This is a genomic window from Listeria valentina, from assembly GCF_011800755.1.
GTDB classification, from domain to species: Bacteria; Bacillota; Bacilli; order Lactobacillales; family Listeriaceae; genus Listeria; species Listeria valentina.
Genome location: NZ_JAATJW010000024.1, coordinates 23203 through 36650 on the forward strand (window position 1 = coordinate 23203; position 13448 = coordinate 36650).

11 protein-coding genes are annotated in these 13448 nt (G+C 40.4%); all 11 read left to right on the plus strand.

The window, feature by feature from the left end; translation table 11 throughout:
- Positions 1 to 185: 185 nt before the first annotated feature.
- The 11 genes from HCK02_RS07465 (at position 186) to HCK02_RS07515 (ending at position 13164) form a co-directional block, all read left to right on the plus strand.
- Complete coding sequence (locus HCK02_RS07465; protein ID WP_167629508.1) at positions 186 to 941, plus strand: DeoR/GlpR family DNA-binding transcription regulator; 756 nt, start codon at positions 186 to 188, stop codon at positions 939 to 941.
- Positions 938 to 1861, plus strand: a complete 924-nt coding sequence (gene pfkB, locus HCK02_RS07470) for a 1-phosphofructokinase (protein WP_167629509.1) — start codon at positions 938 to 940, stop codon at positions 1859 to 1861. Before HCK02_RS07465 ends, pfkB begins: the two co-directional genes overlap by 4 nt.
- Complete coding sequence (locus HCK02_RS07475; protein WP_167629510.1) at positions 1858 to 3753, plus strand: PTS fructose transporter subunit IIABC; 1896 nt, start codon at positions 1858 to 1860, stop codon at positions 3751 to 3753. Before pfkB ends, HCK02_RS07475 begins: the two co-directional genes overlap by 4 nt.
- Positions 3754 to 4391: 638 nt before the next feature.
- Entirely contained in the window at positions 4392 to 5909 is a 1518-nt protein-coding gene (cls, locus tag HCK02_RS07480; protein ID WP_167629511.1) for a cardiolipin synthase, read from the plus strand.
- 70 nt (positions 5910 to 5979) lie between these two features.
- Positions 5980 to 6543 carry a GNAT family N-acetyltransferase gene (locus HCK02_RS07485; RefSeq protein ID WP_167629512.1) on the plus strand — a complete coding sequence of 188 codons (564 nt, stop codon included), beginning with the start codon at positions 5980 to 5982 and terminating at the stop codon, positions 6541 to 6543.
- A gap of 197 nt (positions 6544 to 6740) precedes the next feature.
- Positions 6741 to 8399 carry a peptide ABC transporter substrate-binding protein gene (locus HCK02_RS07490; RefSeq protein ID WP_167629513.1) on the plus strand — a complete coding sequence of 553 codons (1659 nt, stop codon included), beginning with the start codon at positions 6741 to 6743 and terminating at the stop codon, positions 8397 to 8399.
- A 126-nt stretch (positions 8400 to 8525) separates the two neighbouring features.
- Positions 8526 to 9212 (plus strand): YjjG family noncanonical pyrimidine nucleotidase, encoded by a 687-nt coding sequence (locus tag HCK02_RS07495; RefSeq protein WP_167629514.1) that lies wholly within the window; start codon positions 8526 to 8528, stop codon positions 9210 to 9212.
- Positions 9213 to 9215: 3 nt separating this feature from the next.
- Positions 9216 to 9893 carry a protein with hydrophobic anchor gene (locus tag HCK02_RS07500; RefSeq protein WP_167629515.1) on the plus strand — a complete coding sequence of 226 codons (678 nt, stop codon included), beginning with the start codon at positions 9216 to 9218 and terminating at the stop codon, positions 9891 to 9893.
- Between the two features lie 97 nt (positions 9894 to 9990).
- The gene (locus HCK02_RS07505) at positions 9991 to 10944 is read left to right on the plus strand and encodes a DUF4822 domain-containing protein (RefSeq protein ID WP_425482867.1); all 954 of its coding nucleotides are present in this window, start codon (positions 9991 to 9993) and stop codon (positions 10942 to 10944) included.
- 58 nt (positions 10945 to 11002) lie between these two features.
- Positions 11003 to 12460, plus strand: a complete 1458-nt coding sequence (locus tag HCK02_RS07510) for a sensor histidine kinase (protein WP_167629517.1) — start codon at positions 11003 to 11005, stop codon at positions 12458 to 12460.
- A gap of 2 nt (positions 12461 to 12462) precedes the next feature.
- Positions 12463 to 13164, plus strand: coding sequence for a response regulator transcription factor (locus HCK02_RS07515; protein ID WP_167629518.1), 702 nt, complete (start codon positions 12463 to 12465; stop codon positions 13162 to 13164).
- The last annotated feature ends 284 nt before the right edge of the window (positions 13165 to 13448 follow it).

Below are 13448 nucleotides of genomic sequence, written 5' to 3' on the forward strand. Positions count from 1 at the left end.
AAAAACACAGTCGGCAGGAGGAAAAGAAAGCATATCTCACTGAACTTGACTTGAAACACCATGCCTCGTGGCTACCTTTATGTTAAAATAAGAAAGAAAATGAATAAAAAAGAACGAAAATGAAATAAAATGATTGTTTTTGAATGAATATGATGGTAAACTACAAATGGATGGAGGCAATGGAAATGTTAAATGCGGAACGGAAGGAACGAATTCTTGGCACTTTAGAGCAGTTTGGCGTTGTGAAACTAACGGATTTGGTGGAAAGATTGAATTGTTCAGAGTCGACGATTCGGCGGGATTTGATTGAACTTGAAGAGGATGGCTTACTGGAACGCGTTCATGGCGGGGCTAAACTTGTGAAACAACACAATTTGGAACCAAGTATGAATGAAAAATCCTTCAAAAACATTCAAAGTAAACGTGAAATTGCTGCATACGCGGCTGAGCAAGTGGAAATGAATGATTTTATTTATTTGGATGCTGGCTCAACGACGATCGAGATGATTCCTTTTTTGAAGGACAAGAAAGTAACCGTTGTCACGAATGGCTTGGTGCATATTGAAAAGCTCGTTCAGCTTCAAATTGATAGCTATTTGCTAGGCGGAAAAATGAAAGCTCATACAAAAGCAGTAATTGGTGCGGTTGCACTTGATAACATTCAAAATTATCACTTCGATAAAGTTTTCATGGGAACGAATGCCATCCACGAACGAAGCGGCTTTATGACGCCTGATCCAGAAGAAGCCTTTTTGAAGCGAGCTGCAGTTCAACTAGCAGAACAATCTTTTGTACTGGCGGATCATTCTAAGTTTAGTGAAGCCAATTTCGCAAAAATGTTTGAACTCGAACAAGCTGTGATTATAACAGACTTTTTACCGGAAAATCAGAACCGGAAAACCTTTATCCAAAAAACCAAGATAATCGAGGTAGAAAAATGATTTATACAGTAACCCTTAACCCTTCGATTGATTACATTGTCGAAGTAGATAACTTTTCAATTGGTGCATTAAATCGAATGAAGGAAGACCATAAGCTTCCTGGTGGGAAAGGCATTAATGTTTCACGTGTGCTTGGACAGCTTCGGATCGACTCAAAAGCGAGTGGCTTTCTCGGCGGTTTTACAGGTGGTTTTATTGCGGATTGGCTGAAAAAAGAAGGTGTGAAAACCAATTTTGCGCCGGTAGCTGACGATACGCGCATTAATATTAAGCTAAAATCCGGGGAAGAAACTGAAATTAATGGACTTGGTCCTGTTGTGACAGAAAGTGAACAAAAACACTTTTTTGAAACGCTTGCTGAGATTGGTGCGGGCGATATCGTGATTTTGTCGGGAAGTGTGCCACCTTCGCTTGGGAAAAACTTTTACGATAAAATTATTGAATTTTGTCAGGCAAAAAAAGCTGATTTCATGATTGATACGACCGGGGAAGAGCTTCTTGCTGCACTTCCGAAAAAACCGATTTTGATTAAACCAAATCATCATGAACTGGCTGAGTTGTTTCATGTGAAATTTGAGACAAAGGAAGATTTAATCCCTTATGGTAAGAAGTGCTTGGAATTGGGGGCAAAACATGTGATTGTCTCGATGGCGGGTGACGGCGCGTTGCTTTTTTCAGATGATGCTGTTTATTTTGCGAAACCGATTAAAGGAAAAGTGAAAAATTCAGTTGGAGCTGGGGATTCAATGATTGCTGGCTTTGTTGGAAAATTCCACCAGACTGGTGATGCTGTTGAAGCTTTCCGCCTTGGTGTTGCAACGGGGACGGCGACGGCTTTTTCAACTGATCTCGCAGAAGCAAAACGAATTGAAGAGATCTTACCGCAAGTGGAAATCGTAAAATTGGAGGATTCGAAATGAAAATTACGGACTTACTCAGTAAAGATGTTATGATCATGTCTTTAAAAGCGACAACAAAAGAAGGCGCAATTGATGAAATGATTGCCTCGCTTGAAGCGCATGGCAAGATAAATGATCCGGTTTTATTTAAAGAACAAATTATGAAACGTGAAGCGCAGAGCTCAACTGGGATAGGCGACGGGATTGCGATGCCGCATGCGAAAACAAAAGCGGTGAATACGCCGACTGTTGTATTTGCTAAAAGCGATGCGGGTCTTGACTATGAATCGCTTGACGGGGCACCTGCTCACTTGTTTTTCATGATTGCTGCAACGGATGGAGCAAATGAAACACACCTTGAAACACTCGCTGCTTTATCTCGCCTACTTGTACATCCGGATTTTGTGACTAGCTTGAAAAATGCACAAACACCCGATGAAGTGATTCAACTTTTTGATGCAGAACAAGCGAAATCGGAACAAGCCGAACAAGCGGAAGCTGAGTCAGAAAAGCCAGCAGAAGCAAAAGCGACAGGTGAGCCTTTCGTTGTTGCGGTTACAGCTTGTCCAACTGGGATTGCGCACACGTACATGGCAGAGGATGCTTTGAAAGCGAAAGCCAAGGAAATGGGCGTGCAAATTAAAGTTGAGACAAACGGCTCGGAAGGTATTAAACATCGTTTGACAAATGAAGATATCGAACGCGCTTCTGGGGTAATTGTGGCGGCGGATAAGAAAGTTGAGATGGCTCGCTTTGATGGGAAACATGTTTTAGAAACGCCCGTTAGTGATGGGATCCGTAAGCCGGAAGAATTGATCAATCGGGCATTGCAACAAGAAGCACCTGTTTACCATGCGGATCCAAATGCGGAGCAAAGCGACGAAGAAAGCGAAAAAGTTTCTGTTGGAAGCAAAATTTATAAGGATTTGATGAACGGGATTTCGCACATGTTGCCATTTGTAGTTGGCGGCGGGATTCTTATGGCGATTTCGTTCTTGCTTGAGCAATTTTATCCAAAAAGTCCAGTTTTCAACATGCTTTCAACGATTTCTGGAGGAGAGACTGGGGCCTTCCTATTCTTGATCCCGATTCTTGCTGGTTTTATTGCAAGCAGTATTGCGGATCGTCCGGGACTTATGCCTGGTATGGTTGGCGGTTTGATGGCACTTAATTCAGGTGCAGGTTTCCTCGGCGGTCTTGCCGCCGGTTTTCTAGCCGGTTATGTAGTTGTTGGTTTGAAGCGTTTGTTCCGTTTCTTGCCTCGTTCGCTTGACGGGCTGAAACCGATTCTGCTTTATCCTGTTTTTGGTCTTTTGATTTCTGGGGCTTTGATGTACTTTATCGTAAATCCAATTTTCAAAGTCATTAACACCTTCTTAACGACGCAGCTAGAAGGTCTTGGAACTGCTAATGCCGCTATTCTTGGGCTTGTGCTTGGTGGAATGATGGCGATCGATATGGGTGGTCCGTTTAATAAAGCGGCTTATACGTTTGCGATCGGCGTATTTACTTCGACTGGTGATGGCGCGTTTATGGCAGCAGTTATGGCTGGTGGGATGGTTCCACCGCTTGCGATTGCACTTGCGACAACGTTCTTCAAAAATAAATTTACTGAACAAGAAAGACAATCGGGGATTACAAACTATGTTCTCGGGCTAGCTTTTATCACAGAAGGCGCGATTCCATTTGCCGCAGCTGACCCGCTCCGTGTGATCACTTCTTCGGTCATTGGTTCAGCGATTGCCGGGGCCTTGACTCAAATTTGGGCCGTAAATGTGCCGGCGCCTCATGGCGGGATTTTTGTTTCATTCCTTGCAAATAAACCGCTGATGTTTTTAGCCGCTATTTTGATCGGTATGATCATTTCAGGTCTCATTTACGGGCTTTGGAAAAAGCCACGCGAAAATGCGTAATATGATGTAGTGGAAAACCTATCCGGCGCGCCGGATAGGTTTTTTGTTGTTGACCCAATATTTTCGTGAAAAAGGTTATAGTTAATTAGAACTAATGTAACTAATGCGATTAAGTTATCTTGAAATGTTTATAAATCTTAATCTATCAGGTTTTTTTGTTGAAAATAAATTATTAAAAAATTTGAACAAAGGATGAAATTGATGCTAATTTATGTCGTAATTGAACTATATCGATGAAAGGGTTTACACCATGGGGATATTAAGGAATAATAAAATTGGTTTAATCACAGCAGCAGGAAGCGGCATTTGTTTCATGCAACGTGGCAGATCAGATGAAGACGAAGCAAGAGTAGTCTAGCTCGTAACAGGTGTAAACTTACCTGTTTAAGGCGGACAACTATCTGAATAAAACTTCCAAAAACTCAGGTGGAGGTCCACCTGAGTTTTTTTGTGAGCAACAATCCAATATTCCCATTTTAAAAAATTCGTTTTTGAGTTTTCCTTTTGCCAATTTAACGGTATCTTTAAATTTAATGTGTCTTATTATGTGAAAATTTTCCGGGGATAATGTTTTAGATTGAATCTTGAGCGAAATTTACATACAATAGGAGACGAAACTTGGGAAAAGAGGAAGGAAAATGAAAAAAAGATTTCAGTTAGTGATTCTGATCGGGCTGATCCTGATTATTGGATTCGTTTTAAAACAATGGTCATCCATCATTCTTTATAGCGCAGGGCTTGTCGTTGAGCTTAGCGGGATGGTCATTGCAATTCGGCTACTTTTCTTTGACAGGCGTGTAACGTCATCAAAAATCGCTTGGATTGCGGCTATTTTTATTTTACCTGTATTTGGTGTGATTATTTATTGGTTCTTTGGCCGAAATCCACAAAATCGCGTTTTTCAACATCGTCAAATCGAAGAAATGAATCGAATTACAGATACGATCCATGGCTTAGAGCCTTATACGAATGGTCAAAAAGTACCACATTTATCGAAACGAATCGAGCATCTTACGCAGATCCAACCTGTTAATGGAAATGCGCTGACGTTACTCACAAATGGCGATGAAACCTTTCCGGCTTTGCTTGAAGCGATGCGCAAAGCAAAAGATCATATCCATATCCAGTATTATATTTACCGGTCTGATGAAATCGGACATGAAATTCGGGATCTTTTAATTGAACGGGCACAAGCAGGCGTAGAAGTGAAATTTATGTATGATGCTTGGGGATCTGCCACACTTTCCGACCACTTTTTAGCACCTATGCGAAAAGCTGGTATTAAAATTCATGCTTTTGATCCTCTTGGCTCAATCTGGATTGCGCGCACGGCTAATCTTAGAAATCACCGTAAAATGGTCGTGATCGATGGACAAGTTGGCTTTACAGGTGGCTTGAATGTGGGAGAAGAATACCGAAGTAATACGAAAGAATTTGTAGTTTGGCGAGATACTCACATTAAAATTGAAGGACCCGCCGTTATGGAACTTCAGGAATCGTTTTTAGTGGACTGGGTCTACATGGAAAATAAGGCAGATGCCGCTAAACCTTTTGTGGATGCAGCAGGGCTTGCAAGGTATTTTTCACCTGAACCAAAAGGCGATAACTGGGCACAGGTCGTTTATGGCGGACCTTATGACAAAGAAAAATGGGTTCGTGATGCAATGCTTGATTTGATGGATTCAGCGAAGGAATCCGTTTGGATCACTTCCCCTTATTTTGTACCCGATGAAGAAGCGCTAGCCGTTATTCGACGTGTTTCGATGAGTGGAATTGATGTGAGAATCATTTTACCTGGAAAAGGTGACCGCGGGATTTCCTTTTATGGCAGTAATGGCAACATTGAAACCATGATCGAAGCGGGAGCGAAAGTTTATGCATACCGGGATGATTCCTTTATCCATGCCAAACAGCTACTGGTTGATGGGGAGCGCGGGGCAGTTGGAACGGCGAACTTTGACGTGAGAAGCTTTCGTTTGAATCATGAACTGATGGTCTTTTTATATGACCGCGATGATGCCATTATTAAAATGCAGCAAGATTTTGAACAGGATTTTGCAGAAAGTCATTTGTATACGATGGCTGATATGGATAAAAAATCTACGTTTACAAAAATGAAGGAAAACTTATCTAGTTTACTTTCACCAATTTTATGAGTCGTAGACGGAATTTCTGAAGCATGCTATAATTAACCTAACGTTAATTAGTTTTGGGGGATTGTATAAAATGATTCGAAAAGCAACACCAGCAGATGCTGAACAAATTGCTCCATTATTGTTTACCATTTGGAAGGATATGGAGCTTCCGATTCTTGAGGCTGATTCAGAACAAGCGATTTTAGCTGCACTTCAAGATGGAATCACGGTCGAAGGTTACCGCTATGGGTATAATCGAATGCACGTTTTTGAAGAAAATGGTGAAATTGCAGGCGTTGTAGCGGGGTACCCTGGAGAAGCAGAACCGGTTATCGATGAGCCTTGGCAAGTGATCGCAAAACGGCATAAGCTGAACTATACGTTTCCTGTGTTCACGGAAAAAGAGACTTTTCCCGGTGAATGGTACCTGGACTCGATTGTGACGGATCCTCGTTTTCGTGGAAAGGGAATTGGAACACAATTACTTGAAGCGCTGCCGGAAATTGCGCGGGCTGAAGGTGAAAGACTGATCGGTCTTAGTTGCGATAAGGCAAATCCAAAAGCCAAAAAACTTTATCAGCGTCAAGGTTTTGCTGCCACTTCTGAAATAATTTTAAGTGGGCATTTATACGATCATATGCAAAAAAGAATTTAAGAGCAGGAACCGCGGTTTAATCACCTCGGTTCCTTTTTTTAAAGCTTCCTTTTGAAAAAAACAGAAAATTCTCCTTTTTTATTTATCGTAAATATGCTAATATATAAAAAACACTGAAAATTAGGCTTATAAAATCTATTAAGATTTTTGTGAACAGCCATTTCGCGTGTGACTAACCAAAAGAAAGGACGTTTTGTATGAGAAAGAAGGGTATTTGGCTTATTTCGTGCATCATGATTATCAGCTTTGTTTTAGCCGCATGCGGAGGAGACAGTGAATCAGGCACAAAAAATGACTCAAGTAAAAAGGAAAAGAAAATCGTGAAATTGATGGAGTCCGCTGAGATTCCTTCAATGGACTCTAAAAAGGGTACAGATGGTGTTAGTTTTACAGCCATTAACCAAGTTTTTGAAGGGCTTTATTATTTGGATCAAAAAGATCAAGTGACACCTGGTGTTGCGGCAGGGGAACCAGAAGTAAATGAAGATCAAACTATCTATACGATGAAGCTTCGCGATGATGCGAAGTGGAGCGATGGTAGCTCTGTTACGGCTAATGATTTTGTTTATGCTTGGCAAACCATTGTGAATCCAGAAACCGCTGCAGAATATGCGAGCATTTTTGATGGTGTCGTGAAGAATGCAACGGATATTATTGAAGGGAAGAAAAAGCCTGAAGAATTGGGTGTAAAGGCAAAGGATGACAAAACGCTTGAGGTCACTCTTGAGCAACCGACGCCTTATTTCCTTTCATTACTAACTTTCCCAACGTTTTACCCACAAAAACAAGAATATGTGGAAAAACAAGGGAAAGACTATGCGAAAGACAGTGAACATATGATTTATAATGGTGCATTTGTCATGAAAGACTGGACGAACACAAGTAAAAAGTGGACATTCGAGAAAAATGATAAATATTGGAACAAAAAGCAAACGAAGGTCGATCAAATTGATGTGCAGGTGGTAAAAGAACCTGGAACAGCGGTCAATCTTTATGATACTGGGAAACTAGATCGCGCAACGTTAACCGGGGACTATGCCAAGCAAAAGAAAAATGACAAAGATTATAAAACTGAATTGGAAGCTTTCGTTTATTATTTGAAATTTAATCAAAAGTTAGATGGAAAAGATACGCTATTTGCTAATCCAAATGCGCGCCAAGCGTTTGCACTTACGCTAGATCGTGAACAACTCGTGGATACGGTTCTTGGAAATGGTTCGAAACCTGCTGAAGGTTATGTTCCTAAGAAGTTCACATTTAATCCAGAAACCAAAGAAGATTTCCGAAAAGAAAGTGGAAATTTGGTTAAAGTAGATGCTAAGCAAGCTAAAAAATATTGGGAAACAGCGAAAAAAGAGCTAGGAATCGATAAAATTACGGTTGAGCTTCTTGTGGATGACCAAGATTTTAACAAGAAATCTGGCGAGTTTATCCAAAATGCTTTGCAATCGAATTTGGATGGACTGACTGTGAAGATTAAAACGGTTCCGTATAAATCGCGTCTAAAACTCGATGAAGATACAGATTATACACTGGAACTGACACGCTGGGGACCAGACTATCAAGATCCGATCACATTCCTCGCTACACAAATTACAAATAATAACTATAACCGAGCAAATTATTCGAATGCAGAATATGACAAGCTTTTAAATGAAGCTTCAACGTCACTTGCAACGAAGCCAGAAGAAAGATGGCAAACAATGATTGATGCAGAGAAGCTTTTGATTGATGATGCTGGAATTGCCCCACTTTATCAAAACGGGACAGCGGCACTTCAAAAATCAAATCTAACTGGGGTAGTTCACCACTTGTTCGGTGCTCCTTACAGTTATAAATGGATAGAATTGAAATAAGAAATAAACTTGCTGGTCCTACCTGACCAGCAAGTTTTTTGTTTAGCAGTGAAAAACTTTTAATGGCGCAGGCAAGCGTTTTATGATAGGATTTGTTGTGATAGAGATTGAGAGGAGTCTTGAAAAATGGGGTATAAGACGTTGCTTTTTGATGTAGATGATACGTTGCTTGATTTTAAAGCAGCTGAAGATAGTGCTTTAAAGCGTTTGTTTCAAAGTGAAAAGATTGAAGCGGATCAAGAGCTTTTAATGGTGTATAAAGACTTGAATGCAGGTTTGTGGCGCCAATTTGAACTGGGAGAAATTTCTCGTGAGGAAGTTTTGAATACTCGCTTCAAACGCGTGTTCGCTGAATTTAATAAGCAAGTCGATGGGCTAGCGATGGAAAGCCGTTACCGCGAGTTTCTAGAAGATGGGCATCAGTTGATTGACGGTGCAAAGCCGTTAATTGAAAGCTTGTACCGGGAATTTGATTTGTATATTGTGACAAATGGAGTATCAAAGACACAATACAGGCGTTTGAAGGATTCAGGGATGGACCAGTATTTTCGCGGAATTTTTGTCTCGGAAGATACGGGTTTTCAAAAGCCGATGCCTGAGTTTTTTAAATACTGTTTTGAACGGATTCCAGCTTTTTCTTTGCAAGAAAGCTTGATTATTGGCGATTCGCTGAGCTCAGATATTCGTGGAGCGAACTTAGTGGGACTTGATAGTTGTTGGTTTAATCCACATAAAAATGTGAATAACTCCGAGAATAAACCGACGTTTGAAATTGAAACATTGGAACAGCTTCCAAAGATTGTTGTGGGCTAAGCTATGAAGGGAAGACGAATTCTTGTTTTATGGCTCGTATTGGTTGTTTTTTTAGCTGGCTGTGCCAGTGTAACAAATACTGTGAAGGTGAATCGCGATCGTTCGGCTGAGCTTACTTTTGATATCAAATTATCGGATTTTGCTGGTCTTTTTTCTGAACGTGTCAGCGAAGATATTCAAGCAAAATTAGAAAAACAAGGCTTTTCAGTTCAAAAAAAGTCATACACACATTTTCTAGTTCGAAAAAAAGTAGAAAAAATGGATGAACAGGCTATTTCAAAGAAGGAACTTGCAAAATATGGCGTCAAAATTCAGGAAAAGCGCGGTTTCTTTATGAATCGTTACCGGGTGGAAGCCAATCTTGATGTGCCGAAACTGATCGGAGATTTTGGGGGAGACGATCTAGCTATTCCAGAGAAATTGCTTGCGCAGATTGATTATACGTTTGTGCTCGATTTACCGATATCGCATGTTCGTGATAGCAATGCGGATCAAGCGGATGGCGGAAAGCTGACTTGGAAGGTACCGCTTGATCAGAAAAATAAAATGTTTGTGGAAGTCGGCATTCCAAATGTGCTACATATCGCGATTTTTGCGGGTGTGCTCGTTTTATTACTTGCAGGGATCACTTTCACGATTATTCATAAGCGACGAAAGAAACGGAAAAGTTTGTCCGAGTGAGGGCAAGCTTTTTTTGTGGATTTAAGAAATATTTAAGATTTCGTTTATTGGCAGTTTAGAACTCTCTCCTATAATAAAATTATCAAAGAAAGAGGAGCTGAGAAAAATGAAGAAAAAATTAATGGTAGCAATTTTAGGCGCAGGGTTGATTATTTCAGGATGTGGAATGGGAGCAGCAAACGGGGAGCAAGTACAGGCGGAAGCTTCCAAAGAGAAAAGTCATGTTAACCAAACTATTGGGGATCGGAAAAATCAAATTTTAGCAAGTACTAACTGGCAAGGAACAAAAGTTTATGACAAGAATGGGAAAGATTTAACGAAAGAAAATCAGGAACTCATTAGTTTTGCAAAATATGATAAAAAGAATGGGCGTTATGAATTTTTTGATCAAAAAACGGGAGAAAGCCGTGGCGATTCAGGAACTTATTTCATAACGAATGATGGAACAAAACGAATTTTGATTTCAGAAACGAAAAACTATCAAGCAGTTGTGGATATTACGAAACTTACGAAACAAAAATTTACTTATAAACGGATGGGGAAAGATGCAGCGGGAAATCCAGTAGAGGTTTATGTGGATCACATTCCTTATCATGAGCAAAAATTGAATTTTACAAAACCACTTGAAAAGCTTTCTACGCAAACCGGGAAAATTGTAAGAAATGAGTCGGGTGCAAAACTGTTAGGAGAAACTTTATGGAACGGCACAAAAGTAGTTGACGCAGATGGGAAAGATGTGACAAAATATAATCAAAATTTTATTAGTTTAGCGAAGTTTGATGCGGAAACGAATAAATATGAATTCTTCGATTTAAATACAGGCGTAACGCGAGGTGATTTTGGTTACTTTGATGTGCTTCGTCATAACAAAATTCGTGCTCATGCTTCCATTGGGACGAATAAATACGGAGCTGTTCTCGAAATTACTGAACTGAATAACGAACGCTTTACGTATAAACGAGAAGGAAAAAATGCAGCTGGTGAAGCGATTCCAGTATTTGTCGAACATGAGTCTTATCAAGGCGAGTTTAACCCAGCATTTACATTTTGATGAAGATGAAAAGAAGAAAAGGTTCTGCCTTTTCTTCTTTTTCTAGGAGGAGTTTTGGATGCGAACGCGATTTTTAGTGACTTTTTTAGGCAGTTTATTTGTTTCGTTAGCGGCTATTTTTGCAGTTTTTATGCTGGTATTTTATGCGATTAATGGAGAAATTGCGACGCCAGCTAAATTTTACAAAATGATGACGCAACAAAAAACGATTTCTAAAAATGAACAAGAAGCGTTGATTGCTTTTCGGGGCATTGCGCAGCGTGATCCTAATGCTCTTTTGTCCCCTGAAATTGAAACAGAAATTAAGAAATATGAACGAGAAAATCTTGATATTGTGATTCGGAAAGATGACGAAATCGTTTATTATTCGAAAGGGCTCGTTTTAAAATCGCTTAAAGTGCATGCGCCTACTTTTGATACAGATAATATTTTTACGCAAGGAACGATTGATAATAAAGGGAATTTGTTTCGTTATCTGAAATTCGACTTTCACTTTAAAGACCAAGAAAACGGCAGTGTTATGATTTTAAAACAAGAAAATAGTCTTTCCGAGTTCTTGCAAAAGTGGGGGTTTTTATTTAGTGCGATGATACTGATCGTGGCTTTGTTATTGATTCTTTGGCTCAATCGCTCGCTTAGACAGACGATCATTAATCCTTTACAAGAATTGAGTCGCAAAGTCCAGCAACTAAAAAGTGGCAAGCTTGATGAAAAACTCGAAATTTCAAACAAGGCAAAAGGTGAAGTGGCAGACCTCGCGAAGGAATTTGAAGAGTTGCGTAGCGCTTTAAATATGGCCAATCAAGAAAATCGCAAGTATGAGGAAAATCGGAAGAAGCTTTTGTCGAACATTTCGCATGATTTAAAGACGCCGATTACTTCGATTATGGGCTATGTGGAAGGGCTTAGAGATGGAGTTGCACGAACTCCAGAAAAACAAGCGAGTTATTTGAATATGATTCATAGTCAAGCCAAAAATATGAATTACTTGATTGATGATTTATTTACGTTTTCAAAGCTGGATTTGCACAAGTTGCCTTTTGACTTTGAAGTGGCTAATTTGCGTAAATTTCTAGTTCATTTTGCGGATGAATATCGGCTGGATTTGGAAGAGCGAGGAATAGAGCTTATTGTGGATGTGGATGCACTTGGGGCGGCGCTTGCCCGGTTTGATGAACAAAAAATTCGACGGGTGCTAGATAACTTGTTGCAAAACAGTAGTAAGTATTTACAGCAAGATAAGCGCATCACTTTATCTGCTAAGATCGAAGGAAATGCTGCTTGGATTACTGTTCAAGATCACGGGAGTGGGATTCCGAAGGATAAACTTGCTTTGATTTTTGAGCGGTTTTACCGCGTGGAAGGTTCGCGTAACCGGGATACAGGAGGAAGCGGACTTGGACTTGCGATCTCAAGACAAATCATTTTAGAGCATGGCGGGAAGATTTGGGCGGAAAGCGAACTAGGAGAATTTACAAGCATTATTTTTACGTTAAAGCTGGAAGAGGGAGAATAGAGATGGAACGAATTTTAATTGTTGAAGATGATCAGCCGATTGCTGAACTAGAACGGGATTATTTGGAACTCAGTGGCTATGCTGTTGAGATGGCAACGGATGGAAAGACAGGACTTGAGCTTGGCTTAACGGGGCAATACGATTTGATTTTATTAGATGTGATGCTGCCTGAATTATCAGGACTTGAGGTTTGTGAACAGTTGCGCGCCAAAATGGATCAGCCGATTTTGATGGTTTCCGCAAAAAAGGAAGATATTGATAAAATCCGTGCACTGGGGCTCGGAGCGGATGATTATATTAGTAAGCCTTTTAGTCCGAGCGAACTTGTGGCGCGCGTCAAGGCGCATCTTTCGCGCTTCAAGCGCCTAACTCACGTTGAAGCGGGCGAAAAGAATCAAGCCCACTTTATTTCCGCGCATCATATTCGGCTCGATACGCTCGCACACAAAGTGTTCGTACTCGATCAAGAAGTTGTTTTCACGACCAAAGAATTTGATCTTTTAAAGTTTTTTATCGAGCACCCGAATCAAGTTTTTAGTAAGGACGATTTATTTGAGTTGATTTGGGGAATGGAGGCGCTGAGCGATACGACGACGGTTGTGGTGCATGTGCGGCGATTGCGCGAGAAAATTGAGTTTGACTCCAACAAGCCACGACTGATTGAAACGATTTGGGGGACGGGTTACCGTTTTAATGGTGAGTGATTTTTGCGAGCGGATGATTTGAAATCCATTTTGTGGGGTATAAAATAAAGTCGTAAAGAATAGTCTAGTGGTAATAAGTCAAGCTGAACTTTCAAATTATTTTCAGGGAAAAACTAATTTTTGAGCGCACTGAACTAAACCCGACTAAAATCGAATTTTTTCGGGTTAAACTCAAGGATTGCGTTCATAACGGTCTGTTATGAATCCATCACGCTCCTTGGGGGCGTGTAGAGTTGGTGATTACGTAGTAGCGTATCCACCAGACGCGTAAATTTTCTTGCGGT

Bases quoted from the DNA above. Each gene is read 5' to 3' on its own strand.
- cls (WP_167629511.1), top strand. From the start codon at position 4,392: ATGAAAAAAAGATTTCAGTTAGTGATTCTGATCGGGCTGATCCTGATT.
- HCK02_RS07510 (WP_167629517.1), top strand. From the start codon at position 11,003: ATGCGAACGCGATTTTTAGTGACTTTTTTAGGCAGTTTATTTGTTTCG.
- pfkB (WP_167629509.1), top strand. From the start codon at position 938: ATGATTTATACAGTAACCCTTAACCCTTCGATTGATTACATTGTCGAA.
- HCK02_RS07495 (WP_167629514.1), top strand. From the start codon at position 8,526: ATGGGGTATAAGACGTTGCTTTTTGATGTAGATGATACGTTGCTTGAT.
- HCK02_RS07515 (WP_167629518.1), top strand. From the start codon at position 12,463: ATGGAACGAATTTTAATTGTTGAAGATGATCAGCCGATTGCTGAACTA.
- HCK02_RS07475 (WP_167629510.1), top strand. From the start codon at position 1,858: ATGAAAATTACGGACTTACTCAGTAAAGATGTTATGATCATGTCTTTA.
- HCK02_RS07500 (WP_167629515.1), top strand. From the start codon at position 9,216: ATGAAGGGAAGACGAATTCTTGTTTTATGGCTCGTATTGGTTGTTTTT.
- HCK02_RS07485 (WP_167629512.1), top strand. From the start codon at position 5,980: ATGATTCGAAAAGCAACACCAGCAGATGCTGAACAAATTGCTCCATTA.
- HCK02_RS07465 (WP_167629508.1), top strand. From the start codon at position 186: ATGTTAAATGCGGAACGGAAGGAACGAATTCTTGGCACTTTAGAGCAG.
- HCK02_RS07490 (WP_167629513.1), top strand. From the start codon at position 6,741: ATGAGAAAGAAGGGTATTTGGCTTATTTCGTGCATCATGATTATCAGC.